Origin of the sequence: Rhodococcus sp. AG1013 (assembly GCF_003350365.1) — a bacterium.
Classification (GTDB): Bacteria; Actinomycetota; Actinomycetes; order Mycobacteriales; family Mycobacteriaceae; genus Prescottella.
In genome coordinates this window covers 62,147-86,400 of record NZ_QQAT01000004.1, presented here as the reverse complement: position 1 = coordinate 86,400, position 24,254 = coordinate 62,147, and the positions used below count along the sequence as shown (strand labels likewise).

25 protein-coding genes are annotated in these 24,254 nt (G+C 70.0%); 15 read left to right on the top strand and 10 right to left on the bottom strand.

Features of this window, described 5'->3' with window-relative positions:
* Positions 1 to 16 precede the first annotated feature (16 nt).
* A complete protein-coding gene (ppk2, locus tag DEU38_RS07460; RefSeq protein ID WP_258557742.1) occupies positions 17 to 820 on the bottom strand; it encodes a polyphosphate kinase 2 in 804 nt (267 codons plus the stop codon).
* A 409-nt stretch (positions 821 to 1,229) separates the two neighbouring features.
* Between ppk2 and DEU38_RS07455 the strand changes: the two genes are divergently transcribed.
* Together DEU38_RS07455 and DEU38_RS07450 are read left to right on the top strand one after the other, a co-directional pair.
* Positions 1,230 to 1,679, top strand: coding sequence for a DUF6325 family protein (locus tag DEU38_RS07455; RefSeq protein WP_114719607.1), 450 nt, complete (start codon positions 1,230 to 1,232; stop codon positions 1,677 to 1,679).
* A 17-nt stretch (positions 1,680 to 1,696) separates the two neighbouring features.
* Positions 1,697 to 1,984 (top strand): SHOCT domain-containing protein, encoded by a 288-nt coding sequence (locus DEU38_RS07450; protein WP_114719605.1) that lies wholly within the window; start codon positions 1,697 to 1,699, stop codon positions 1,982 to 1,984.
* Here DEU38_RS07450 and DEU38_RS07445 read toward each other — a convergent pair whose 3' ends face one another.
* Both DEU38_RS07445 and DEU38_RS07440 read right to left on the bottom strand, forming a co-directional pair.
* On the bottom strand, positions 1,985 to 2,686 hold the full coding sequence (locus DEU38_RS07445; protein WP_114719603.1) for a GntR family transcriptional regulator: 702 nt from the start codon (positions 2,684 to 2,686) through the stop codon (positions 1,985 to 1,987).
* Positions 2,683 to 3,225 carry an HD family phosphohydrolase gene (locus DEU38_RS07440; RefSeq protein WP_114719601.1) on the bottom strand — a complete coding sequence of 181 codons (543 nt, stop codon included), beginning with the start codon at positions 3,223 to 3,225 and terminating at the stop codon, positions 2,683 to 2,685. Before DEU38_RS07440 ends, DEU38_RS07445 begins: the two co-directional genes overlap by 4 nt.
* A 97-nt stretch (positions 3,226 to 3,322) precedes the next feature.
* Here DEU38_RS07440 and DEU38_RS07435 point away from each other — a divergent pair, with 97 nt between their 5' ends.
* From DEU38_RS07435 to DEU38_RS07410, 6 genes are read left to right on the top strand one after another with little or no spacing between them, the layout of a single operon-like run.
* A complete protein-coding gene (locus DEU38_RS07435) occupies positions 3,323 to 4,450 on the top strand; it encodes a TIGR03364 family FAD-dependent oxidoreductase (RefSeq protein ID WP_181818696.1) in 1,128 nt (375 codons plus the stop codon).
* A 24-nt stretch (positions 4,451 to 4,474) separates the two neighbouring features.
* Positions 4,475 to 5,158, top strand: coding sequence for a phosphonatase-like hydrolase (locus DEU38_RS07430; RefSeq protein ID WP_114719597.1), 684 nt, complete (start codon positions 4,475 to 4,477; stop codon positions 5,156 to 5,158).
* A 47-nt stretch (positions 5,159 to 5,205) separates the two neighbouring features.
* Complete coding sequence (locus DEU38_RS07425; protein WP_114719595.1) at positions 5,206 to 6,264, top strand: 2-aminoethylphosphonate ABC transporter substrate-binding protein; 1,059 nt, start codon at positions 5,206 to 5,208, stop codon at positions 6,262 to 6,264.
* A gap of 1 nt (position 6,265) precedes the next feature.
* Positions 6,266 to 7,444, top strand: coding sequence for an ABC transporter ATP-binding protein (locus DEU38_RS07420; RefSeq protein ID WP_114719593.1), 1,179 nt, complete (start codon positions 6,266 to 6,268; stop codon positions 7,442 to 7,444).
* Complete coding sequence (locus DEU38_RS07415) at positions 7,441 to 8,346, top strand: 2-aminoethylphosphonate ABC transporter permease subunit (RefSeq protein ID WP_114719591.1); 906 nt, start codon at positions 7,441 to 7,443, stop codon at positions 8,344 to 8,346. The genes DEU38_RS07420 and DEU38_RS07415 overlap by 4 nt, the downstream gene beginning before the upstream one ends.
* Positions 8,321 to 9,118: an ABC transporter permease gene (locus tag DEU38_RS07410; protein ID WP_114719589.1), complete on the top strand. Its 798-nt coding sequence runs from the start codon at positions 8,321 to 8,323 to the stop codon at positions 9,116 to 9,118. The genes DEU38_RS07415 and DEU38_RS07410 overlap by 26 nt, the downstream gene beginning before the upstream one ends.
* Positions 9,119 to 9,191: 73 nt before the next feature.
* Here the strand turns inward: DEU38_RS07410 and DEU38_RS07405 are convergent, their stop codons facing one another.
* On the bottom strand, positions 9,192 to 9,983 hold the full coding sequence (locus DEU38_RS07405; RefSeq protein WP_114719587.1) for an SGNH/GDSL hydrolase family protein: 792 nt from the start codon (positions 9,981 to 9,983) through the stop codon (positions 9,192 to 9,194).
* Between the two features lie 203 nt (positions 9,984 to 10,186).
* Between DEU38_RS07405 and DEU38_RS07400 the strand changes: the two genes are divergently transcribed.
* The gene (locus tag DEU38_RS07400) at positions 10,187 to 12,358 is read left to right on the top strand and encodes a hypothetical protein (protein ID WP_114719585.1); all 2,172 of its coding nucleotides are present in this window, start codon (positions 10,187 to 10,189) and stop codon (positions 12,356 to 12,358) included.
* Positions 12,359 to 12,494: 136 nt separating this feature from the next.
* Positions 12,495 to 13,109, top strand: coding sequence for a hypothetical protein (locus DEU38_RS07395; protein WP_147283478.1), 615 nt, complete (start codon positions 12,495 to 12,497; stop codon positions 13,107 to 13,109).
* A gap of 70 nt (positions 13,110 to 13,179) precedes the next feature.
* Here the strand turns inward: DEU38_RS07395 and DEU38_RS07390 are convergent, their stop codons facing one another.
* The gene (locus DEU38_RS07390; RefSeq protein WP_114719998.1) at positions 13,180 to 14,805 is read right to left on the bottom strand and encodes an AMP-binding protein; all 1,626 of its coding nucleotides are present in this window, start codon (positions 14,803 to 14,805) and stop codon (positions 13,180 to 13,182) included.
* A gap of 96 nt (positions 14,806 to 14,901) precedes the next feature.
* Between DEU38_RS07390 and DEU38_RS07385 the strand changes: the two genes are divergently transcribed.
* Positions 14,902 to 15,777, top strand: coding sequence for a helix-turn-helix transcriptional regulator (locus DEU38_RS07385; protein ID WP_114719581.1), 876 nt, complete (start codon positions 14,902 to 14,904; stop codon positions 15,775 to 15,777).
* A 73-nt stretch (positions 15,778 to 15,850) separates the two neighbouring features.
* Positions 15,851 to 16,651: a nuclear transport factor 2 family protein gene (locus tag DEU38_RS07380; protein WP_114719580.1), complete on the top strand. Its 801-nt coding sequence runs from the start codon at positions 15,851 to 15,853 to the stop codon at positions 16,649 to 16,651.
* Positions 16,652 to 16,662: 11 nt separating this feature from the next.
* On the opposite strand, the gene DEU38_RS07375 is transcribed toward DEU38_RS07380, so the two are convergent.
* From DEU38_RS07375 to dxr, 4 genes are all read right to left on the bottom strand, one after another.
* Complete coding sequence (locus DEU38_RS07375) at positions 16,663 to 17,499, bottom strand: GNAT family N-acetyltransferase (protein WP_114719578.1); 837 nt, start codon at positions 17,497 to 17,499, stop codon at positions 16,663 to 16,665.
* Positions 17,500 to 17,622: 123 nt separating this feature from the next.
* Entirely contained in the window at positions 17,623 to 18,777 is a 1,155-nt protein-coding gene (gene ispG, locus DEU38_RS07370) for a flavodoxin-dependent (E)-4-hydroxy-3-methylbut-2-enyl-diphosphate synthase (RefSeq protein WP_114719576.1), read from the bottom strand.
* Between the two features lie 79 nt (positions 18,778 to 18,856).
* Positions 18,857 to 20,086, bottom strand: a complete 1,230-nt coding sequence (locus DEU38_RS07365; protein WP_114719574.1) for an RIP metalloprotease — start codon at positions 20,084 to 20,086, stop codon at positions 18,857 to 18,859.
* 6 nt (positions 20,087 to 20,092) lie between these two features.
* A complete protein-coding gene (gene dxr / locus DEU38_RS07360) occupies positions 20,093 to 21,250 on the bottom strand; it encodes a 1-deoxy-D-xylulose-5-phosphate reductoisomerase (protein WP_114719572.1) in 1,158 nt (385 codons plus the stop codon).
* 149 nt (positions 21,251 to 21,399) lie between these two features.
* Here dxr and DEU38_RS07355 point away from each other — a divergent pair, with 149 nt between their 5' ends.
* Entirely contained in the window at positions 21,400 to 21,669 is a 270-nt protein-coding gene (locus tag DEU38_RS07355; protein WP_114719570.1) for a DUF2631 domain-containing protein, read from the top strand.
* A 77-nt stretch (positions 21,670 to 21,746) separates the two neighbouring features.
* Here the strand turns inward: DEU38_RS07355 and rlmN are convergent, their stop codons facing one another.
* A complete protein-coding gene (gene rlmN, locus DEU38_RS07350) occupies positions 21,747 to 22,859 on the bottom strand; it encodes a 23S rRNA (adenine(2503)-C(2))-methyltransferase RlmN (RefSeq protein ID WP_114719996.1) in 1,113 nt (370 codons plus the stop codon).
* An 80-nt stretch (positions 22,860 to 22,939) separates the two neighbouring features.
* On the opposite strand from rlmN, the gene DEU38_RS07345 reads away from it, so the two are divergent.
* Positions 22,940 to 23,341 carry a lipopolysaccharide assembly LapA domain-containing protein gene (locus DEU38_RS07345; RefSeq protein WP_114719568.1) on the top strand — a complete coding sequence of 134 codons (402 nt, stop codon included), beginning with the start codon at positions 22,940 to 22,942 and terminating at the stop codon, positions 23,339 to 23,341.
* 71 nt (positions 23,342 to 23,412) lie between these two features.
* Entirely contained in the window at positions 23,413 to 24,252 is an 840-nt protein-coding gene (locus tag DEU38_RS07340) for a CoA ester lyase (RefSeq protein WP_114719566.1), read from the top strand.
* The last annotated feature ends 2 nt before the right edge of the window (positions 24,253 to 24,254 follow it).

Here is a 24,254-nt window from a genome sequence, read left to right as displayed (position 1 = left end):
CGGTGACTCGGGGATGTCAGAACGGCGTCGGAATCCAGTGCAGCGGCTGAGTGGGCGGTCGGTAGCCCTCGGCGCTCTGCTGCTCGGGCAAGGAGACGTCGTGATGCTCCAGCGGCTCGTAGGGAACCTGACTCAGCAGGTGACTGATGACGTTGAGGCGTCCGCGTCTCTTGTCGTCGTTGAGCGCGACGTACCACGGCGCCCAGCCGGTGTCGGTGAACCGGAACATCTCATCCCTGGCCCGCGAGTAATCGAACCAGTGGCTGTACGACTCCAGGTCCATCCGGGAAAGCTTCCAGATCTTTCGCGGGTCGTCGATGCGACTCTGCAGACGGAGCGTCTGTTGGTCCTGACCGACCTCGAGCCAGTACTTCAGCAGGATGACGCCGGATTCGACGATCGCGCGTTCCACGGTCGGAATGATCTGGAGGAACTGCCGCGCCTGGTCCTCGGTGCACAGGCCGAGGACGCGCTCGATGCCCGCACGGTTGTACCAACTGCGATCGAAGATGACGACCTCGCCGGCCGCGGGTAGGTGCGGCATGTATCGCTGCACGTACATCTGCGACTTCTCACGATCGGTCGGCGCGGGTAGGGCCACGACCCGGAACACCCGGGGTGAGACCCGCTCGGTGATCGCCTTGATGACGCCGCCCTTGCCGGCCGTGTCGCGGCCCTCGAACACGATGCACACCTTCGCGCCGGACGCCTTGACCCATTCCTGCATCGCCACCAGCTCGGCGTGGAGCGGTTTGAGCTCCCGCCGGTAGTCCTTGTTCTTCATCGGCGCCGCAGATTCGACGGTGCCTGTCTCCGTCAGCTCACCGGCGTCGGGGGTGCGCCCACCGGGCGGCCCCGCGCGCTTGCCGGGCTTCCCGCCCCCAGCCTTCTTGCTCACGTCATCCACGGCCCTCAGTACGTCGCGCGACGGACACGTCCTCGGGACATGGCCATCCCTTCGGTGCCGGCCCGACCGGGCCGCGCATCCCATTCTCTCTCTCCGCAGGGGTCGCTCGTCGCGGAATTCGACACGATCACCGAGAGGTTCGTGTCCGGTCGGGGGTGTTCGAGACACTCGCGCCGTTCGCCTCGAATTGCACTGACTTCGATGCCGTTTCGAGCTTGACCACGCGTCGGCAGACCCAGACGATTGTTGGGCGAACGGGGACGGGGAGGTACTTCACGTCGACCGAGCGGTCCACCTGTTTTCCGGAAAGAGAGGCTCCGCAGTGAACGACACCGAACTCGACGATCTCGGGCCCATCGACTATCTCGTCGTGGAGTTTCCGGCCGATCGGCAACCCGACGGCTCCGCACTACCCATCCTCCGCGGGCTCGTCGAACGCGGCATCATCCGCGTGCTCGACCTCGCGTTCGTCCGCAAGGAGGCCGACGGATCGCTGTCGGGCATCGAGATCGACGACGTCGGCTTCGAAGGTGAGATCGACGTGACGCTGTTCGCAGAGGCGTCATCGGATCTGCTGAAGGAGAGCGACCTCGAGGAAGCCGCCGCCATCCTCGAACCAGACTGTTCCGCAGCGGTTCTCGTGTACGAGAACCGCTGGGCTGCCCCCTTCGCGGCAGCACTGCGCCACAGCGGCGCGCAGCTCGTGGCCACGGGGCGCATCCCCCTCCAGACGATTCTGGAGAACCTCGAGTCGCTCGACACCGCCAGCTGACGATCAAGGAGCACACCATGCCCGGACTTCTCCGCGGAATCGCACGTACCGCCGCAGTGGCCGGAACCGCGACGGCGGTCTCGAATCGAGTGTCCCGACGCCAGGGCCAGCGGTGGGCGGCCGAACAGCCGGCCCCGCAATATGCGGCACCCCAGGCGCCACCACCTCCCCCGCCGCCTGCCCCACCGCCCGCCGGAGGCCCCGACCGGATCGCCGCCCTGAAACAACTCGGTGAACTCCGGGACCAGGGTGTGCTCACGGACGCCGAGTTCGCCGCCGAGAAGGCCCGGATCCTGGCTTCGTGATCAGCGCAGTTCGGTGACGAACGCCATCCGGTCCCCGCGGTAGAGGGACCGGACGCGCTCGATCGGCACACCGTCGGCGTCGCGGGAGACGCGGTGCAGTTTCAGCATCGGCATCGCGGTGCTCGATTCCACCAGTGCCGCCTCCCGCGGCGTCGGCAGCGCGGTCTCGATGCGTTCGGTCGCCGTGGTGAACACGATGTCCCGCGCCCGGATCGCGGCATACAGCGAGGTCTCGGGATCGAACGTGTCGTGCAGATCCGGAAACCGCCGCTGCGGCAGGTACGTGCTCTCGAGACCGATGCGCTCACCGTCCGCGAGGAGCACACGTTCGAGGTGGATCACCGGTTCACCGACTGCGATCTCCAGGATGTCAGCGAGCTTCGCGTGAGCGTCGATCTCCTCCCACCGCACCAGGAAACGCCCCGGCTCCCGGCCCTGACTGAGCGCACCCTCGGTGTAGGAACCGAGCGAGAGCGGTTGGACGAGCTTGGGTCGCGCGACGACGGTCCCCCGACCGCGGCGTTCGATGCGGCCCGCCACGAGCAACTCGTGCAGCGCCTGCCGCACCGTCTCGCGCGAGACGGCGCACCGCGCGGCGAGTTCCCGCTCGGCGGGGACGGAATCGCCCTCGGACAGGTCGGCGAGCAGATCCTCGACATGCGTCCGAACCAGGTAGTGCTTGGGCAGGCTCTCGGCGGTCATCGGGACACCCCCAGCCCATCGCGCACGCGTCGTGCCACCACGACGACGTCGTCGATCGACGGGGATTGCGCGCCCGGCACTTTCGCGCGATCGTCGTACCGGCGCAACCGCACCGCATCCGGCCACCACGGGTGCGAGGTCCATGCCTCCTCCACCGCCGGACCCCCCTGCAGCCCCAGGCTCGCGACGGATTCCGCGGACAGCCCGTGCCCGTAGCCCGGTTCGGTGGCCACCAGGAACCGCTTGGCCGCGACGTGTGCACCGGCCAGCCAGCCCACCCGCTCACCGAAGCGCGGGGTGAGCCACTCCCGGGCGAACCGGTCGTGCGCGGTCGCGGCCTCGACGCCGACGAGCGGGCTGCGTGCCAGATCGTGCAGCGCGCAGGCCAGTACCAGTTCGTCGTCGGCCCCGTCGGCGATGGCGTGGCCCGCCGCCTGCAGCGCGTGGGCGAGTTCGTCGACCGCTTCCCCGTCGAAGATCCCGCGCAACGAATCCAGCAGCGCGGCAGTCTCTTCGAGCACGATCGTGTTGTCGTTCATGCCTGCAGACTACACAAATACGGTCTATACCAATTGTTCATCTGACGTTTCCCGAACATCCCCCAGATGGTCTAGACCAATGCGCATGCTGTGTCCCATGCGAATTGCAATTGTGGGCGGAGGAATCCTCGGAACGGCACACGCCGACGAGGCGATCCGTCGAGGACACGACGTCATCCATCTCGAACGCGAACCCGAGGCGCGCGGTGCCACCGTGCGCAACTTCGGATTGGTGTGGGTGTCCGGTCGGGCCGAACACGAACTGGACGCGTCGCTGCGCTCCCGTGAACTGTGGGCCGACCTGGCCCGCCGCGTCCCCGGGATCGGCTTCCGCGCCGCGGGCTCGATGACACTGCTGCGCACCCCCGAGGAAGTCGCGGTCGCCGAGGACATGGCGGCCCGCGACGACGCCGACGTCCGCGGCTTCACACTGCTCGAGCCCGACGCGGTCCGCGCCGTCAATCCCGCGTTGCGGGGCAAGTTCCTCGCCGGCCTGCACTGCACCCGGGACGGTGCAGTGGAGTCCCGCGTCGCACTGCCCGCCGTCCGCCGTCATCTGGAGGCGTCGGGCCGCTACGCCTTCCACGCCGGCACCGAGGCCCGCGAGATCACCTCCACTGCGACCGGCGTCCGCATCCGCGACGACCACGAGCGCACGTTCGACGCCGACCTGGTCATCGTGTGCCCTGGCGCGACGCTCGGCGGCCTGGCCCGCGATCTCGCCGGCGACCTGCCGCTGCGCCGGGTGCGCCTGCAGATGATGCAGACCGCACCGCTCGGCGAGGCGCTCACCACCGCGATCGCCGACGGCGACAGCATGCGCTACTACCCTGCCTTCGCAGGGTCGGCCCTCGACGCCCTGCGCGACGCCCAACCGCAGGAGCCCACCGCCGCCGAGCACCGGATGCAGTTGCTGTGCGTGCAGCGCCTGCACGGCGGCCTGACCATCGGCGACACCCACGAGTACGACGAGCCGTTCGACTTCGACGTCGACGAGGCCCCGTACCGGCACCTGACCAGCGTGGTCGAGGAACTGCTCGGCCGGGACCTGCCGCCGATCGTCAAGCGCTGGGCCGGGGTGTACAGCCAGTGCCTGGACCCGCAGCAACTGGTGCACCGCGCACAGCCGGCCGACGGCGTGTGGGTGGTCGCCGGGCCGGGCGGACGCGGCATGACCCTGGGCCCCGCCCTCGCCGAACAGACCGCCGACCAGCTGGGCCTCTGAGCCCCGAACCCCACAGGAGCCACCGTGACCACCATCAAGCTCGCCGTCCTCGACATGGCCGGCACCACCGTCGCCGACGACGGCCTCGTCCTGCACGCGTTCGACGCGGCCGGCGTCGCGGCCGGGCTGCCCACGACCGGCCCCGAGGCCGGCGCCGCCCGGCAGTACGTGCTCGACACGATGGGTCAGTCCAAGATCGTCGTGTTCCGCGCGCTGTTCGGCGACGAGGACCGGGCCCAGGCCGCGAACCGCGCGTTCGAGGCCGAGTACGACCGCCTCGTCGACGAGGGCGGCGCCACCGCGATTCCCGGTGCCGCCGAGTCGATCACGGCGCTGCGTGATGCTGGCGTCAAGGTGGCACTGACCACCGGGTTCAGTCGCACCACGCAGGACAAGCTCCTCGCCGCGCTGGGCTGGCAGACGCTGGCGGACCTCACCCTCGCCCCCGCCGAGGCGGGACGCGGGCGCCCCTACCCGGACCTGATCCTCACCGCCCTCATGCGTCTCGGCATCGACGACGTGAAAGAGGTTGCGGTGCTGGGCGACACCGCCAACGACGTCACCAGCGGCCTGCGTGCCGGCGCCGCCATCGTGGCGGGCACCCTCACCGGCGCGCACGACGAGCAGCAACTGCGCACCGCGAATCCCACCCACGTGGTGCCGTCGGTCCGCGAGTTCACCGATCTCGTTCTCTCCCGTAGCAACTGACCCCTCCCGTCACCGTTCGAATCCCTCACCCAGACAAGGACATCCGAATGAGCAGGAACACCGAGCGTTTCCGTGTCGGTATCGCGGCGATCGCGATGACGACCGCGGCCCTCACCCTGACCGCCTGCGGCGGCACCGGCACCGCGGCGACCGGCGACGGCGGTACCGTCACCGTCTACAGCGCCGACGGCCTCGCCGGCTGGTACAAGACCCAGTTCGCCGCGTTCACCGAGGAGACGGGCATCGCCGTCAACCTCGTCGAGGCCGGCTCCGGCGAGGTCGTCTCCCGCGTGGAGAAGGAGCAGTCCAACCCGCAGGCCGACGTCGTGGTGACGCTGCCGCCGTTCATCCAGAAGGCCGACGCACAGGGACTGCTCGAGCCCAGCGGCATCGATACCTCCGCCGTCCCCGCCGACGTCCAGGACCCGGAGGGCAAGTACGTACCCCTGGTCGACAACTACCTGTCGTTCATCGCCAACCCCGGCGCCAACCCGGCCCCGGCCACGTGGGACGACCTGCTCACCGACCAGTTCAAGGGCAAGCTGCAGTACTCCACCCCCGGCCAGGCCGGCGACGGCACCGCCGTCCTGCTGCTGCTCCAGCATCTCAAGGGCAAGGAGGGCGCGCTGGACTACCTCGCGAAGCTGCAGGCCAACAACGTCGGACCGTCGTCGTCCACCGGCAAGCTGCAGCCCAAGGTCAGCAACGGTGAACTGCTCGTCGCGAACGGCGACGTCCAGATGAACCTCGCGTCCATCAAGGATGACGGCTCCAAGTTCGACATCTTCTTCCCCGCCGACGGCGGCAAGCGCACCACGGTCGCACTGCCGTACGTGATGGGCCTGGCGAAGGGCGCCCCGCACTCCGACGACGCCAAGAAGCTGATGGAGTACCTGCTGTCGGAGAAGGCGCAGAAGACGGTCGCCACCGACGCGCTCGGCGTCTCGGTGCGCACCGACGTCCGTGACGCGGCGGGCACCTCCACCGACAAGTCCACCCCGACCGGGCTCGTGAACGGTGTCGAGGTGTGGACCCCGAACTGGAACGACGTCCTCGCCTCGCTCGACGCCGACATCGCCGCCTACCAGAAGGCCACCGGTAACTGACATGTCTCGATTCGAGTCCGGGCGGTCCCTCGGCACCAGAGCCCGCAACGGCGGCGCGACCGCGCACTCCGCTCCGGCCATCACGTTCGACCGGGTCACCGTCTCCTACGGCCGCGGCCGCGGGACCACCCGGGCCCTGGTCGACTTCAACCTGCGGGTCGCCCGCGGCGAGACCGTAGCCCTGCTCGGCCCCAGCGGGTCGGGTAAGTCCACCGCGCTCAAGGCACTGGCCGGCTTCACCCGGCCCACCTCAGGGACCGTCCGACTCGGCGGCGAGGACGTCACCGATCTGCCCCCGGCCAAGCGTGGCATCGGCGTCGTCGTCCAGTCGTATGCCCTGTTCCCGCACATGCGGGTCGCCGACAACGTCGCATTCGGACTACGCGCACAGCGTGTTCCGCGGTCGGAGATCGCGGACCGGGTGTCCGATGCCCTCGCGATGGTCGGCATGTCGGCCTACGGCAAGCGGTTGCCACGAGAGCTGTCCGGCGGTCAGCAGCAGCGCGTGGCGATCGCCCGCGCACTCGCCATCCGCCCCAAGGTGCTGCTGCTCGACGAGCCGCTCGCCGCCCTCGACGCGCAACTGCGCCAGAGCATGCTCACCGAACTGCAGGAACTGCGGGCGGCGCTCCCGGACACCGCGATGCTCTACGTGACGCACGACCAGTCCGAGGCGCTGGCACTCGCCGACCGCATCGCCGTCATGCGCGACGCCCGCCTGGTGGACGTCGACACCGCCGAGAACCTGTGGAAGCGCCCGCCGAGCAGCTTCACCGCCGCGTTCCTCGGCGGCGCGAACCTGCTGCCCTGCACGGTGACCCGGGTGATCGGAACGTCGGCACTGGTGTCCGTGGGCGGCACGCCTGTCACCGCGCACGCACCCCAGCCCGAGATCGGCCGCACCGAGTGGGAGTCCGACGCCGGCGCCCTGCTGTGCCTGCGACCGCACGCGATCACCCTCACCTCCCCCGCCGAACGCGGGGCGCTGCCGGCCCGCATCGTCGCGAGCGTGTGGCGCGGGTCGTCGACGCGGGTCACGATCGCGCTACCCGGACTGCCCGAGACGCCGATCGACGTCGACGTGCCCGGCCACGACGAACGTCCGGTGGGCACCGAGGTCGGGCTGCGTTTCCCGGAGCGGGGCGCCGTCCTGGTGCCGGCCCCGGAGGCGGTGTCGTGACCGCCCTCCTCGAGGCCCCGGTCGCCGCCGACCCGCCGACCCGGCCGGAGCCGTCGCGGTGGCGGTCCGGGCTGTGGGTGCTTCCGCCGCTGCTGCTGGTGATCGGGTTCGCGGTGTACCCGATGGCGCGAGTGCTGGCCGAGTCCACCGTCACCGACACCGGCCGGGGCTGGTCGGCGTGGACAGACATGCTGTGGTCGGCGTCGTTCCGAAAGACCTTGTGGCGCACGATCGAAGTGGCGCTCGCCTCCACGCTCGGGTGCCTCGTGCTCGGCACGTTCCTGGCGCTGGTCCTCGCGTTCGTGCCGTTCCCCGGGTCGAAGGTGGTGGGACGCCTGATCGACACCATCCTGTCGCTGCCCTCGTTCCTCGTCACGCTCGCGTTCACGTTCCTGTACGGCACCGCCGGTGCCGTGAACGCACTGATCAGCCGCATCGCGGGCGCCGACCGGGTGCCACTGAACTTCCTCAACACCCCGCTCGGCGTGATCGCCGCCGAGATCACGTTCTTCACCCCGTTCGTGGTGCGACCGCTGCTCGCGGCGTTCACCCAGATGCCCCGCGAGCAACTCGACGTCGCCGCGAGCCTCGGTGCCTCTCCCCTGCGGGTGCTGCGCACCGTGATCCTGCCCGAGGCCTGGCCGGCGCTGATGGCGGGCGGCTCGCTGGTACTGCTGTTGACGCTCAACGAGTTCGGCATCGTGCTGTTCACCGGAGCCAAGGACGTCATGACCCTGCCGGTGCTGATCTACACGCACGGCATCGTCACCTTCGACCTCCCCGGCGCCGCGGTGATCGCGACCGTCCAGGTGGCGCTGTCGCTCACGCTGTACGGCGGCTACCGGTTCCTGTTCACCCGACTGATGGGAGGCAGCCGTGCTGCTCTGGACCCGACGCGCTAGGTACCTCACGCTGGCGTTCTTCGGCGCGGTCGTCATGACCGTGTTCGTCGCCCCGATCGCGACGGTGATCGCCGCCGCGCTCGCGGGCGCGTGGAACGGCCCACTGCCCTCGAACCTGGGGACGAAGAACCTGTCGGCGGCACTGTCCGACGACAACCTCGCGAGCATGACGGTGAGCCTGCAGACCGCGATCATTGCCGGCGGCATCGCGTTGTTCCTCGGGGCCTGGGCCGCGTTGGCCGCGCGCGAGGCGCCGGTGTGGCTGCGCAAGGTCACCGACGCGGTCTTCCACCTCCCGGTGGCGCTGCCGTCCGTCGCGATCGGCCTGGGCATGCTCATCGCGTTCAACGAGCGGCCGCTGCTCCTCGGCGGCACCAAGTGGATCGTCATCCTCGCGCACGCCGTGCTGGTGCTGGCCTTCGCGTTCAGCTCGGTCTCCGCCGCACTCGACCGTCTCGACCCCGCCTACCGTCAGGCCGCCGAATCCCTCGGCGCCGGCCCCGTCCGGGTCCTGTTCCGGATCACGCTGCCGCTGCTGGTGCCCGCCCTCGGCGCGGCCGCGGGCCTGTCCGTCGCGCTGTCGATGGGCGAACTGGGCGCCACCATCATGGTGTACCCGGCGACGTGGAAGACGTTGCCGGTGGCCATCTTCGGCCTCACCGACCGCGGCCAGGTGTTCCAGGCCGCCGCGAACACCACCCTGCTGCTCCTGGTCACCCTCGTGGCGCTGCTGGTGCTCGGACGGGTCCGCGGACGCGGCGCGGCCCGCTGACCCCTGTCGGCCTGAGCGCCCACTCCTCCTCTCATCTCGCGGGCTTCCGCGGAACGAGGCAAGGAATGGGCGCTCAGGCCGATGTCGTATCCCGCTCGCCATCCCGCCGGACCGGAGCAAGTTCCGGTCGCTTCGCGACGCGCCCGGCGCCCGACGACGTCCCGCGCACGCGACGCCCGAGCCATGGCCCGAGGAACCGGACCGCCCACTCGGTGTCGGCACGAATTCGCCCGAGTGCGGTGACCGGCGGCAGCGGACCCAGACTGTCCTGCCAGCGCAGGTCGGTGCCGGGCACTCCCAGCGCCGTCGCCGCGGCCGCGGCCAGACGGTCGTGGCCATCCGCGTTGAGGTGCAGTCGATCCCAGCTCCACAGCCGCGGGTCCGTCGCGACCGGGTACACCTCGAGGTCGATCACCGCGACACCGTGCCGTGCCGCGGCCGCCCGGATCTCCTCGTTCAGCGCCGAGATCCGCGCCATGATCGCCCGGCCGCCCGGCATGCCCGCCCCGAGCGTGGGGAACGCCATCGTCAGCACCCGCGCGCCCGACGCGGTCAGCGCCTCGAACCCGATCTCCAGTTCGGCTGCTATCGCGACAGGTTCGAACTTCGGTCGCAGCAGGTCGTTCACGCCGGCGACGACGGATGCCAGGTCGGGCTCGAGCGCCAACGCGGGGGCCAACTGTTCCTCCCGCACCTGGCGGGCCAGCCGGCCCCGGATCGCGAGGTTGGCGTAGAGCATCTCGGGGTTGATCTCCGCAAGCCGCTCGGCGAGCCGGTCCGCCCAGCCTCGATAGCCCAGCTGGTCGTCCCCGTCGTTGAGTCCTTCGCTCTGGCTGTCACCGATCGCCACGAACCGACTGAACACGGCCCCTCCTCATCTCAGCTTCTGCGGTGCGACGAGCCTAGACCTCGCGTCCTCCCCCGCCGAGCGCACGCCGGCAATGGCAGACTCCTCGGCGACCACCGACGCCAGGCGGCGGCACACCGACTCGGTGCAGCCCGTCGCGGACGCGGCGAAGCTGTACAACGGCCTGCCCGACATCGGGCTGTCCCACGGCAAGGAGACCCATGAACAGCGCGCACTGGCGCACCCACCTCGCCGACGTCGACTGGCCGACGCTGGAGCACGCATACGGTGATGCGAGCGACGTGCCGGGCTGGATCGAGGGACTGACCGGGGCGGAGACAGTCGAGGAATCGCTGCACGAGCTGTCGTCGGCGGTGTTGCATCAGGGAACCCTCTACGACTCGACCGAGCCTGCGATGACGTCCATCGCGTCGGTGCTCGGCGCCCGGCAGACCGCGGATGCTGCGGGCACGGCGTGGTTGCTGCTGATGTTCGCCGACGCGGTGCACGACTATGAACAGGTCGGGGTGGACGACGTCGAGACGGCTGCCCTCGTCCGCTCGGCCCGAGACTCGTTACTCGGAATCGCAGCGCTCGTACGACCACTGATCGCCGACGACGGCCCGGAAGCCGCGGCCTCGGCACTGCTGCAGGCCGCGGCCCGCACGGCCGATTCCGCTGCGGTAGAAACACTCTCGGCACGGGCTGACGCACGCCCGGCCGCGCAGGTCGAGCAGGCATGTGTCGCCGCGCTCACGACTCTCGGTGCCGATGTCGCGGCGGCTCTCGCCGACGGGGATCCCGGCCTGATGATGGCGGCGACGCTCGCGCGGATCGCGGCCGGGAGCACCGAGACCACGGACCTCGACGCGCTCGTCACGGGATGGGAGCTCGCCGTCGAGGTGGCCTCGCACATCGCGTTCGATGTCGGAAACCTTCCGGAGTGGTTGAGCGCGACCAACCCCGAGGCGTCGGCTCACGTACTCGCTGCGCTGCCGATGCCGGACGAGACGACGATCGCCGGGCTCGTCGATGTCGTCGTCGGTTCCCGGAGCAACGCTCCGGCCGCGGTCCGTCGTCTGCTCGCACTCGCGGCGCTCCCCGAAGCCGGGCCGGAGTCGATGATCGCAGCGCTCCGGCAGTGCCCGGCGACACCCGAAGTCCGCGACGCGCTCGTTGCCCTCGCCGAGCGGGTCACCACCGGTGACACCTCCGCCATCGGGTCGAGCACCTTCGACACGGATGCTCGGACAGATGCCGCGCTCGCCCTGCTGCGGGCCGGCGACGGACGGTGGGCTCGCCCGATGGCCCAGGCCCTGCTCACGAACCCCGCAGCACGCGGCCTCATGGTTGCCACCTCCGCGTCGGGACGTTCCGCGCTCGGCTACGCGCTCGTGCGCGAGCACGCACCGTCCTCCACCATGGTCGTCGCCGGCATCCGGCAGGCGCTGCGGCAGAAGCCTCCTGCCGATCCGTCCCGCGACGGCGCCGGACACCTCGTCGAGTTGCTGGCCTCCTGGCCCGCCGAGGCTGCCGCGGACGCGCTGTCCGAGGTCCGGGAACTTCTCGCGGTCGCGCCGAGGCAGTCCGCCGACGCGCTGGCGACGTGGGGCGACACCGCCGGTATCGACCGTGTCCGCGAGGCGAGCGTCACCGGCGACGCGACCGTGCTGCTCGCTCTCGCACGCCTGACGAAGGACACGGATGACTTCCATCATGTCCTCGACGCCGACCTCGAGCACAAGGAGTCAGAGGTGCTCGCGCACTGGGCTGACCCCACCGACCGGCGCTTCCTCGACTGGTGTCGCGGCCTCGTAGGCACGAAGGCCGCGACAAGCGACCACCAGCGAGGTAACCAGCTCACCGCGCTGCGCATCCTCGCCGCCGTCGACTCGGACGAGGCCGCAACCGGCTGGCCTGTGCTCCGCAGCATCATCGACGCCGGTCGCGGCCCCATCGAGGAAGCGATCGGTCTCGCGCTCGATTGGCGCGCCCGACAGTTGCTACCGCCCGAGGCGTGCACCGACTTCGAGGCGCTGCTCACCGATCTCGTCGTCACCGACCGCAAGGACTACAACGGCCCGATCGTCAAGACGAGCGCCGCCGCCGCGATCGCCCTCCTCGACGTCGGGCTGCCCCTGCCCGACGCTCCCGCACGAATCGTGAAGGTCGTCGCGGGGGCCGTGACCGACCGGTGGGCGCGCGAGCTCGGCCTCCGCCTCGCCGAACGGCTGGCGGCGGCACCGGAAACGGTCCGCCGCGCGGTCGCGAAGAAGCTCCGCTCCCTCGTCGACCGCGACGAGCGCTTCGACTCCACCGGCGACATCGCTGTCGAGGACGCGCGAACCGTTGCCCGCCTGCGCCCGATCCTGCACAAGCTGGAGACCGAATGAGTCCGCTGTGTGCGAGGAGCCGTCAGCTCGCTTCCCGAACGACCGAGCTCGAGCGCCCACTCCTGCGCTGATCTCGCGGGCTTCCGCGGACGCCGGCAAGGAATGGGCGCTCAGGCCGATGTCGCACAATCACTTCATGTCCGGTTCCCTCGGATGGGTCGGCGATTCGTCACCCGACGCCGCGACGTGGCTCGCTCCCTACCGCTACCCGGATGCCGGGCCGGCGAGCGGGTGGCCGGCCGATCGATTCCCCTATGTCCTGCGGATCCTGCACCCCGCTCACCGGGGCCCGGACGGGAAGGCGCAACCGGTCACCTGGGCCGAGATCGCCGAGGCGCGGAATGTGCCCCTCGAGCCCGGCATGGCCTTCCAGGACCTCAGTGGATTCGACGATCCGTGCGCGACCGTCGACGGACTGTTCGACGCGGTCTATGCCCACCTCGACGACGCGGCTCACGGCCTGTTCTGGGACGGGTGGAACGGGTTCCTCGACCAGCCGATCCGCGAGTGCGCCCGGGTACGGGAGGACCCGACCGGGCTGTCGTATCAGGTGGTGCGGGCCACCAGGCCTGCCGCGACGGGCGCTGTCCGACAGCGCACACCGAACTTCTGGTGGCCGACAGATCGCTCGTGGTGTGCCGCCACCGGAATCGACGACATGCACACCCTCGTCGTCGCCCGAGATCCCGAGAGGCTCGCAGCAGCGCATGCCGATCCGCGATTCGAGACCCTGCTGTACCGACGAGCCTGAGCGCCCACTCCTCCCCTGATCTCGCGGGCTTCCGCGGAAAGAGACAAGGAATGGGCGCTCAGGCCGAACGTCACTGACCCTGGCGCAGGATGTACCGCTGAACCTTGCCGCTGGGAGTCTTGGGCAGCTGCGGGACGAAGTGCACGGTCCGCGGGTAGGCGTGGGCGGCGAACTTCTTCTTCACCAGCTGCTGCAGGTCCTTCTCCAGCTCGTCGGTGCCCTCGACGGCGGAGCGCAGCACCACGAACGCCTCGAGCACCTCGCCGCGCAGCTGGTCCGGCATCCCGACGACCGCGGCCTCGACGACGTCGTCGTGCATCACCAGCACACTCTCGACGTCGAACGGGCCGATGCGGTAGCCGGCCATGATGATCACGTCGTCGTCGCGCGAGGAGAAGAAGAACCGGCCCTGCTCGTCGACCTGCCCCGCGTCGCCGGTGATGTACCAGCGGCCGTCGGGCGTGAAGCGGGCCGCGGTCTTCTCGGGGGCGTCGCTGTAACCGGTGAACCACATGAGCGGGCTGGCGGTGGTGTCGATCACCACGCGGCCGGGGGTGTTCGGCGGGGCGATCTCGTCGGCGTCGTCGGAGAGGACCGCGCAACTCCACCCGGGCAGCGGGCGACCCATCGACCCGGCGACGACGTCCTCGCGCAGGCCGTCGGCCCACGCGTTGATGATGAACATGCCGTGCTCGGTCTGCCCGTAGTGGTCGCGGACGGTGACGCCGAGCTCGGCCTGCGACCAGGCGATGACGTCGGGGGTGAGCGGCTCGCCCGCCGAGGAGGCGCGGCGCAGCGTCACCGACTCCGGCACCGGGGTCTCGTCGGCGCGCAGGCTGCGGTAGACGGTGGGCGCGGCCGCGAAGTTGGTGACGCCGAACCGCTCCATCACCTGCCACGTGAGCGGCGCCGAGAACCCGGCGTGCAGCAGAATGCTGCGGACGCCGGCCGCCATCGGACCGAGCAGCGCGTAGTACAGCCCGTACGCCCAGCCCGGATCCGCGGCGTTCCAGAACACGTCGTCCTCGCGGACGTCGAGTCCGAACTCCATGTAAGACTGGAACGACGCGAGCGCGCGGATCGGCACCGGGACACCCTTCGGGGTGCCGGTGGTGCCGCTGGTGAACAGCCGGACCATCGGGGCATCGCCGCCCATGGTGACCGCGGCGCCGCGCGGGTCGTCCGCCGCATGCCCCTGCACCAGGGCATCGAACGACAGCGCGCCGGATGCGGCACCACCGGCCACGACGACGCGCCACGCTGCGTCGGCCGGCATGTCCTCGCCCGGCGCCAGCTTGTCGAGCTGGTTGGCATCGGCGATCACGACACGGGCACCACTCGCCTCGAGCCGGAACGCGATCGCCGGCGTTGCGAACGCAGTGAACAGCGGGACGTGGACCGCGCCGCGACGCCAGATCCCGAGCAGCGCCACCACGAGGTCCGCCGACTTGCCCATCAAGGTCGCGACGCAGTCCCCCGGCTCGACGCCCAGGTCCGCCAGCGCGGCCGCGAAGCGGGTGGACTGCTCCCGCAGCCACCCGTACGTTAGATCGGTCGACGACAGGTCACTCTCGACGACGGTGAACGCGACCGCATCGGCCGGGTGCCGATCGCACAGCAACTCCGCGGCACAGGCCTGCGGGGTGTCGTACCGGTCCGCGAGCTCGCGAAGGCGGGTGGTCGGGTCGACGGTCATCGTCACTCCTCGTCGTCGGGGCCCCGTCGCCGCGGGGCCGTCGTGCCACCTATGATCCGTGTCACAGCATCGACCGGCTACCCCCGGAAAGGGGTGATGAGGGTGCCCACCCACACCACGGCCCTGCTGCGTCCGCGTGACCGCGACGCACTGCGCACCGAACTACGAAAAGTGGCCGCGACCGGCATCGTTCCGGTCGTGTTCGGCGGGGAGGTCTACGACGGCACCCTGCACCTCGGCGAGTTCGTCGGCACCCACACCGACGGCCTGCGCGGCCTGGCCGTCTCCGAGAGATCCGGCCTGGGCGGACACGTCGTCGCGCGCCGCAACCCCGCGGCGGTGCACGACTACGGGCGGGCCCGCACCATCACCCACCACTACGACGGCCCGGTCCTCGCGGAGGGACTCTGCTCGGTACTGGCGGTGCCGGTGGTCGTTCGCGGGAACTCCCGCGCAGTCATGTACGCCGCGATCCGCGAGCGTGTACAACTGGGTGACCGCATCGCCGACGTCATGATGCAGGCCGGTCGCCGCCTCGCGAACGAGATCGCGATCCGCGACGAGGTGGACCGGCGGGTCCAACTGCTCGACGCGGCGGCCGCCGAGCGCACCGCCCCGAACGGCGCCGACACCGAGGAGATCCGGGACGTCCACGCCGAACTCCGCAGCCTCGCGCACACCGTCGACGACCCCGCGCTGCAGGAACGGCTGCGCCACCTGTCGAGCCGACTCGCCGGCGTGGGATCGACCCCGGAACCCGATCGCGGCGCCCTCGCCGTCACTCTGTCACCGCGCGAAGTCGACGTCCTCAGTCACGCCGCTCTCGGCTGCTCGAATGCCGTTATCGCCGAGCGCCTTTCAGTCAAGGCCGAGACCGTGAAAAGCTACCTGCGCAGCGCCATGAGCAAGCTCGATGCGCACTCGCGGCGCGAGGCCGTCGTCGCGGCACGGCGGCTGGGCCTGCTCCCGTAGGACCCGAAGCCCGCGTCCGGACGTGTCCCCGTTTTCTGGAACACGTTCCACCCTCTGTGCGATACTCGCGACCATGTCAGCGACACCGGCCGGGCCCACCACGATCACGCGAACGGCAACCCCAGAGGACCTGCTCGAGTTGGCGCGGCAGTCCCCCGCCGCCGTCGCCGTGCACGACAAGAAGGCCTGGCTGGGGCTGTTCGCCGACCGCCACGTCGTCGAGGACCCGGTGGGCGGACGCCCTGTCCTCGGTGGTCTCTACGACCGCCGCAGCCATGTCCGCGGCGGCGAGCCCCTCGCCCGTTTCTGGGACACGTTCATCGCGCCCAACGACATCCGGTTCCACGTCGAGAACGTCGACATCGTCAGCGGACTGGACGTCGTCCGCGACGTCACGATCGAAACCCGACTCGGCGGCGGGGTCGTCGCGAAGGCCCCGATGCACCTGCTGTACGAGACGACACTCGACGACGGCGCGCCGCGCATCCGCCGGATCGCGGCGCACTGGGAGGTCGCGCCGATGTTCGCTCAGGTCGCGGGCATCGACCGCGCGAAACTCGGTGTCGCGGCGGCGATGAGCGCGCGCATGCTCCGCCTGCAGGGCCTCGGTGGCTCGCTCGCGTTCGGACTCGCGGTGCGCAGCGTCGGCGAGAGGGGGAAGCAGGCGGTTCGCCGACTGGTCGAATCCGCGCAGCGCGGCGACCGGACCGCACTCGATCTTCTCGGTGGCCGAGCCGTCGCGGACGTCACGAAGCTCATTGCCGCGGGCGACGCCGTCACGGCGACGTGCACCGTCGACGGCGCGCACGCGGTGCTGTTCTGCTACCTCGACCGAAAGACGATGCAGGTCACGAGAGCCGTCGTGTACGCGTAGCCGGCGAACGATCAGTCGAGCAGCACCGTCGCGAAGGTGGCGACCTGTGTGAACCCGACCGTCGCGTACGTTCGGCGTGCGCGCTCGTTGTAGCTGTTGACGTACAGGCTCGCGATGCGTCCCCGCGCGGTGACCGCACCGGCGACGGCCGCGGTGCCGGTCGCTCCCAGGCCCTCGCCGCGCCGCGCGGGATCGACCCACACACCCTGGATCTGGCCGACGGTGGCCGACATCGACCCGACCTCCGCCTTGTAGACCACTTCCCCGTCCTCGAACCGGGCCCAGGCCCGCCCCGAGGCGATCAGGTTCGCGACCCGACGTCGGTAGCTCCGCCCGCCGTCGCTGGCCCGCGGATCGATCCCGACCTCCTCGATGAACATCGAGACCGCGGCGGGCAGATACGACTCGATCTCGTCCATCCGCACCTGCCGCACCAGCGGATCGGGGCGCACAAGCGGCTCGTCGCGGAGTGCGAGCAGCGGCTGCTCGGATCGCAGCTCGCGCGGCGGGCCCCAGTCGGATTCCAGCAACTCCCACAGCGGAAGCGCCAACTCGGCCCGTCCGACCAGCGACGAACACATCCGCGGAAACCGACTGGCCCGGTCGGCGAACGACCGGAGGTCGTCCAGCTCCCCCAGCAGCGGAACCAGATTCGCGCCCGCGAAACACAGCGACTCCGCCGGGCCCCCGCGGCTCCACATCTCACCCTGCAGTGCACGGGGGTCGAGCCCCGAATGCTGCACCCTGGCCGCGACCATGCATGCCGCGACGGGGTCCGATTCGAGCACACGCAGCACCTCGGCGGTGTCCCGACCGCCCAGTTGCCTCGCCCCGAGGAGCTTGAGCACTGACGCACCCCCTTCGTCACACGTCTCTGTGAGACCGCTCGGCGTGATGTCTGTCAGCGTCGGGCTGTCAGTGCCGGATCTGGGGACCACATTGCCATGAAGGTGCGTCGAGGTGGGCGGATTTCAGCTCACGGTGACCACCGGCGCGCCGCTCGTCTCGCCGCCTTCCATCTCCTCCGCGATTCGCATCGCCTCTTCGATGAGGGTCTCCACGATCTGGGCCTCGGGGACAGTCTTGATGACCTTGCCCTTGACGAAGATCTGGCCCTTGCCGTTGCCGGACGCGACACCGAGATCGGCCTCGCGGGCCTCGCCCGGGCCGTTGACGACGCAACCCATCACCGCGACCCGCAGCGGGACCTCCATGCCCTCGAGCCCGGCGGTCACCTCGTTGGCGAGCGTGTACACGTCCACCTGCGCGCGACCACACGACGGGCACGAGACGATCTCCAGCTTGCGGGGCCGCAGGTTCAGCGACTGCAGGATCTGCCCGCCGACCTTGATCTCCTCGGCCGGCGGCGCGGACAGCGACACCCGGATGGTGTCGCCGATGCCCTCGGACAGCAGGGCGCCGAAGGCGACGGCCGACTTGATGGTCCCCTGGAACGCCGGACCCGCCTCCGTCACACCGAGATGCAGCGGGTAGTCGCACTGCGCCGCTAGCTGGCGGTACGCCTCGACCATGACGACCGGGTCGTTGTGCTTGACCGAGATCTTGATGTCGCCGAAGCCGTGCTCCTCGAACAGGCCCGCCTCCCACAGCGCCGACTCGACGAGCGCCTCCGGGGTGGCCTTGCCGTACTTCTGCATCAGACGCGGGTCCAGCGAGCCGGCGTTGACGCCGATCCGGATGGGGATACCGGCGTCACCGGCCGCCTTCGCGACCTCCTTGACGCGGCCGTCGAATTCCTTGATGTTGCCGGGGTTGACGCGGACCGCGGCGCAGCCGGCGTCGATCGCGGCGAAGATGTAGCGCGGCTGGAAGTGGATGTCCGCGATCACCGGGATCTGGCTCTTCTTCGCGATCGTCGCGAGCGCGTCGGCGTCCTCCTGCCGCGGGCACGCGACGCGAACGATGTCGCAGCCCGACGCCGTAAGCTCTGCGATCTGCTGCAGGGTCGCGTTGACATCGTGGGTCTTGGTGGTGCACATCGACTGCACCGAGACCGGGTAGTCGCTGCCGACGCCGACGTTGCCGACCATCAGCTGACGGGTCTTGCGTCGCGGTGCGAGGACCGCAGGAATATCGGGCATGCCCAAACCGACGGGGCTGGTCACGTTTCGCCTTCTTTCGTTGGTACGGGGCAAGTCTATCGTTCGGGAGTTTCCACGGTCCGGCTCGAAGCGAGCGCCGAGATCACGGGAACAACTGGATCGGGTTGACGATGTCGGCGGTCAGGGTGAGCAGCATGTAGGCGCCGCCGATCACCACCACCACGTATGTGATCGGCATCAGCTTCATGTAGTCGACCGGCCCGCCGTCCGGCTTGCCGCGCAGGTTCCGGAAGAAGTTCCGGACGCGCTCGTAGATCGTCACGGCGATGTGCCCGCCGTCGAGCGGCAACAGCGGCAGCAGGTTGAAGATGCCGAGGAAGAAGTTCAGCGTGGCGAGCAGCCCGACGAAGACCTCCCACAAACCACGCTCGGCGACCTGTCCGCCGATGACCGAGGCGCCGACGACGCTGATCGGGGTGTCGAGCGCTCGCTCGCCACCGGTCACCGCCGTCCACAGATCCACGACCTTCGCCGGCATCTGGGTCAGCGCGTGCGCGGTCTGCACGAAGATGTCACCGGTGTAGGCGAACGACGCGGGAACGGCCGCGAGCGCCGAGTACTGCACGACGCCCGGGGGCGCCTGGATGCCGATCGCTCCGACGTCCTGCGAGACCGGGGGCTGCGGGTTCTGCTCGGTGGAGTCCGGGTTGTTGACGTACCGCTGTGCCTGCTGCACCTGGACCGGGATGACGAGCGTCTGCCCGTCGCGTTCGACGGTGAAGTCCGCCGTCCCGGTCAACGGCTGCGTCTTCTTCACGAGGTCACCGAAGGTCGGGGTGGGTTCACCGTTGACCGCGGTGATCAGGTCACCGGCACGGATACCGGCCGCCTCGGCGGGACCGACTCCCGAGCACTCCGCGAGCGCGAAGTCCGGGCCGGCACTCTGCGTCGGCGACACGCACACGGTGCCCTCGACGACCGCGCGGTCCTCCGAATTCGGCAGGCCCCAGCCGACCGCGAGGATGAACACCAGCACGAGTCCGAGCAGGAAGTTCATCGCGATGCCGCCGGACATCACGACGATCCGCTTCCACGCCTTCTGCTTGTACATCGCGCGGTCGACCTCGTCGGGCGCAAGTTCGTCGACCGCCGTCATGCCGGCGATGTCGCAGAACCCGCCCGCGGGGATCGCCTTGAGGCCGTACTCGGTCTCGCCGCGGCGGAACGAGAAGATCTTGGGGCCGAAGCCGATGTAGTAGCGCCGGACCTTCATGCCGAGGGCCTTGGCGGTCCACATGTGCCCGGCCTCGTGCAGCGCGATGGACGCGCCGATACCGAGGGCGAACAGCACCACACCGAATGCGAAGACCATGCGGTTCTAGCCCTCCTGCTTCACGAGCTCGCGTGCCCGTGCACGGGCCCACCCGTCGGCGGCGAGCACGTCGTCAACCGTAGCGGGAGGCGCGGCCCATTCGCCGCCGGCCGCGAGAACCCGCTCGACCGTCCGCACGATTCGGGGGAACCGGAGCGTGCCGTCGAGGAACGCCTCGGCCGCGATCTCGTTCGCCGCGTTGTAGACGGCCGTCATGCAGCCACCGGCCTTGCCGGCGTGGCGCGCCAGGTCGATCGCCGGGAACACCACCGAATCCACGGGTTCGAACGTCCACGTCGACGCGGTGGAGAAGTCGCATGCCGCGGCCGCACCCGGCACCCGGTCCGGCCAGCCGAGGGCCAACGCGATGGGCAGTTTCATGTCGGGCGGGCTGGCCTGCGCGAGGGTCGAGCCGTCGGTGAACGTCACCATCGAATGCACGATCGACTGGGGGTGCACCGTGACGTCGATGCGGTCGTAGTCGATGCCGAACAGCAGGTGCGTCTCGATCAGCTCGAGCCCCTTGTTCACGAGCGACGCCGAGTTGAGGGTGTTCATCGGGCCCATCGACCACGTCGGGTGCGCGCCGGCCTGCTCGGGTGTGACGTCCTCGAGCGCCGCGGCCGTCCACCCGCGGAAGGGTCCACCCGACGCCGTGAGGATCAGCCGGTCCACTTCCTCGGCGCGGCCGCCACGCAGGCACTGCGCGAGCGCGGAGTGCTCGGAATCGACCGGAACGATCTGGCCGGGTGCGGCGGCCGCGGTGACCAGTGGACCACCCGCGACGAGGGACTCCTTGTTGGCCAGCGCCAGACGCGCGCCGGACGCGAGTGCCGCCAGGGTCGGTTCGAGGCCGAGCGACCCGACGAGCGCGTTGAGCACGACGTCGGCCTCGGTCCCCTTCACCAGTTCGGTGACCGCGTCGGGACCCGACAGCACACCGGGCAGGTCCAGCCGGGCCGCCGCGGCGGGATCGGCGACCGCCACCCGGCTCACGCCGGTCTCGCGGATCTGGCGGGCGAGCAGGTCGATGTTCCCGCCACCCGCCGCGAGCCCGACCACCTGGAACTTGTCGGGGTTGGCGGCGATGACCTCGAGGGCCTGGGTGCCGATGGAACCGGTGCTGCCCAGCAGCAGGACGCGAGTCGGTTGGGTGTCAGCCACGGATCCATTGTTCCTGACGGATGCTGAGAGAATCACACAGGATTGATCTCGGCCGCGGCAACACGGTCGGGACCCCACTTCGTACGACGCACGGTCGTATGTCACGATATGCGGCGATAGCGCATTCGTATGATCAGGAGGATCGAGCCGTGGCCGGTACCCAGTTGGACCCCACTTCCAACGACCCCGTCGTCGCCGCGCACGTCGACACCGCCGAGGTGCCCTCGGCCGCATGGGGCTGGAGTGGCGAGGCTCCGCGAACGTTCCGTTTCGCCGGCTGGTTCTTCGCCGCGTTCCTGCTGCTGATGATGATCGGTAACCACAGCGGCAAGGTCGAGGACCTCTTCCTCATCGGCTTCGCCGGTGCGATCGTCTTCGTCCTCGTTCGCGACATGGTCGTGCGCCGCAAGCCGCGGTAGGCGACGCCGCCGCAGCACCGAAGACAACGAAGAAGGACCCCGCACTCTCGGTGCGGGGTCCTTCTTCGTCGAACGGCCTAGTTCTCGGCGGCCAGCTGACCGCACGCGGCGGCGATCTCCTGACCGCGCGTGTCGCGGACGGTGCAGGAGACGCCCTGCGCCTGCACGCGGCGGACGAACTCCCGCTCCACCGGCTTGGGGCTGGCATCCCACTCGCTGCCGGGCGTCGGATTGAGCGGGATCAGGTTGACGTGCACCAGCGGGCCGAGCGCCTTGTGCAGCTTCTTGCCGAGCATGTCCGCGCGCCACGGCTGATCGTTGACGTCCCGGATCAGTGCGTACTCGATCGACACCCGCCGGCCCGACTTGTCGGCGTAGTAGCGCGCCGCATCGAGGACCTCGGCCACCGGCCAGCGGTTGTTGACCGGCACGAGGGTGTCGCGCAGCTCGTCGTCGGGCGTGTGCAGCGAGACCGCGAGACGCACCGACATGTCCTCGTCGGCGAGCTTGCGGATCGCCGGGGCCAGCCCGACCGTCGAGACGGTGACGGAGCGCTGCGAGATGCCCAGGCCGTCCGGTGCGGGCGACGTGATCCGACGGACCGCGGCCACCACACGCTTGTAGTTGGCCAGCGGCTCCCCCATACCCATGAACACGATGTTCGACAGGCGACCCGGACCACCCTCGACGTCGCCGTCCCGCAAGGCCGCCGCGGCGGCGCGCACCTGGTCGACGATCTCGGCGGTGGACAGATTCCGCTGCAGGCCGCCCTGCCCCGTCGCGCAGAACGGGCAGGCCATGCCGCAGCCCGCCTGGCTGGAGATGCACAGCGTCGCCCGGTCCGGGTAGCGCATGAGCACGCTCTCGAGCAGCGTGCCGTCGTTCGCCTTCCACAGCGTCTTGCGGGTCTGCCCGGCATCGCACGCGACGTGCTTGACGGCCGTCAGCAGCTGCGGGAACAGCGCCGCGCCCACCTTCTCGCGCATTCCCGCGGGCAGGTCGGTCATCTTCTCCGAGTCGGCCTCGAGTCGGCCGTAGTACTGACGGGCCAGCTGGTCGGCACGGAAACCGGGAAGACCCAACTCCTTGACCGCCGCCTTGCGCTCGTCGGCGTCGAGGTCGGCGAGGTGTCGCGGCGGCATCCCGCGGCGCGGCGCATTGAAGACGAGAGGAACAGGAGTGGCAGTCATAGTGTCGCCCATTCTCCCATTACCCGGTCTCCACGTCCGATGCGCGTGCGCAACGCCATACTGTGGGTGATGATCGACACATGACCGATGTACCGAGCGAGGACCCCGGCAGGGCTCACGAGACGGTCCACGACGAGCCGGCCGCCACACCGTCAGCGAAGGGCCGGCACGAGGCCGCCGCGCCGGCCCCGACCCACGACGCCGCCAGGATCGCGCGTACCCGGGCCGCCTCCACCTGGACCGGACTGGTCATCGGCATCGTCGTCGCGATCCTGCTGCTGATCTTCATCCTGCAGAACCTCGATTCCGTGACGTTCCAGCTGTTCGGATGGCAGTTCACGCTTCCGGCGGGCATCAGCCTGCTGCTGGCCGCCATCGCGGGCGCGTTGATCATGGCGCTCGCGGGCGGCGTGCGGATCATCCAGATACGCCGGGTCGCGAAGCGCGCGGGTGCCGTGACCGACCACACGTCGCCGGAGTAGCTGCAGCGACGCTTCGGGGGCACGATGGGAGCCATGACAGGAGCACGGTCTTTCACCCGAGGAGTCGATCCGTGACGACCCGCACGCAGCAATCCGAGCGACACACCGTCCGCCCCGACCTCGCCCGCTCCTGGCTCCTGACCGCGGCCACGAAACCGGACGGCTTCACTCGTCCCGAACACGTCGACGCGATCATCCTCGACCTCGAGGACGCCGTCACCCCCGACCGCAAGCCCGAGGCGCGCGACGCCGTCACCGCGTGGCTGTCCGGTCGCGGCGAAGCGTGGGTGCGAATCAACGACGCCACCACCCCGTACTGGGAGCAGGACCTGCGGGCCCTCACCGGGCTCCCGGGCCTGCACGGTGTGATGCTCGCCAAGACGGAGAGCGGCGGACAGGTCGATGCGACCAGCGAACTGCTGCCGGACACCCCGGTCCTGGCACTGATCGAATCCGCGGTCGGGCTCGAGGCGGCACCCGAGATCGCCCGCGCGGACGGCACGTTCCGGCTCGCGTTCGGCAGCGGCGACTTCCGCCGGGACACCGGGATGAGCGACGACGTCACGGCGATGGCCTACCCGCGCTCACGGCTGGTGATCGCGAGCCGGGCCGCACGACTGGCCGGGGGCCCGATCGACGGCCCCACCGTGTCCGCGAACGAGACCATCCTGCAACGGGACTGCGAGGCGACGGTGTCGCTCGGGCTCACCGGCAAACTGTGTCTGCACCCGGATCAGGCGTCGGCTGTCAACCGCGCGCTGAGCCCGAGCCCGCACGACATCACCTGGGCCCACGACGTGATCTCCGACCTCGGTTCCGACGGCGAGCGGGTACGGGACGGCAGCGACCTGCCCCGACTCGCCAAGGCCAAGAAGATCACCCACCTCGCCGACGTGTTCGGCCTCGACTGACC

Excerpts from the sequence above, each read along its gene's own strand:
- DEU38_RS07450 (WP_114719605.1), top strand. The coding sequence starts at position 1,697 with ATGCCCGGACTTCTCCGCGGAATCGCACGTACCGCCGCAGTGGCCGGA.
- DEU38_RS07445 (WP_114719603.1), bottom strand. The coding sequence starts at position 2,686 with ATGACCGCCGAGAGCCTGCCCAAGCACTACCTGGTTCGGACGCATGTC.
- DEU38_RS07440 (WP_114719601.1), bottom strand. The coding sequence starts at position 3,225 with ATGAACGACAACACGATCGTGCTCGAAGAGACTGCCGCGCTGCTGGAT.
- DEU38_RS07435 (WP_181818696.1), top strand. The coding sequence starts at position 3,323 with ATGCGAATTGCAATTGTGGGCGGAGGAATCCTCGGAACGGCACACGCC.
- DEU38_RS07425 (WP_114719595.1), top strand. The coding sequence starts at position 5,206 with ATGAGCAGGAACACCGAGCGTTTCCGTGTCGGTATCGCGGCGATCGCG.
- DEU38_RS07420 (WP_114719593.1), top strand. The coding sequence starts at position 6,266 with ATGTCTCGATTCGAGTCCGGGCGGTCCCTCGGCACCAGAGCCCGCAAC.
- DEU38_RS07400 (WP_114719585.1), top strand. The coding sequence starts at position 10,187 with ATGAACAGCGCGCACTGGCGCACCCACCTCGCCGACGTCGACTGGCCG.
- DEU38_RS07395 (WP_147283478.1), top strand. The coding sequence starts at position 12,495 with ATGTCCGGTTCCCTCGGATGGGTCGGCGATTCGTCACCCGACGCCGCG.
- DEU38_RS07390 (WP_114719998.1), bottom strand. The coding sequence starts at position 14,805 with ATGACCGTCGACCCGACCACCCGCCTTCGCGAGCTCGCGGACCGGTAC.
- DEU38_RS07385 (WP_114719581.1), top strand. The coding sequence starts at position 14,902 with ATGAGGGTGCCCACCCACACCACGGCCCTGCTGCGTCCGCGTGACCGC.
- DEU38_RS07380 (WP_114719580.1), top strand. The coding sequence starts at position 15,851 with ATGTCAGCGACACCGGCCGGGCCCACCACGATCACGCGAACGGCAACC.
- DEU38_RS07365 (WP_114719574.1), bottom strand. The coding sequence starts at position 20,086 with ATGGTCTTCGCATTCGGTGTGGTGCTGTTCGCCCTCGGTATCGGCGCG.
- rlmN (WP_114719996.1), bottom strand. The coding sequence starts at position 22,859 with ATGACTGCCACTCCTGTTCCTCTCGTCTTCAATGCGCCGCGCCGCGGG.
- DEU38_RS07345 (WP_114719568.1), top strand. The coding sequence starts at position 22,940 with ATGACCGATGTACCGAGCGAGGACCCCGGCAGGGCTCACGAGACGGTC.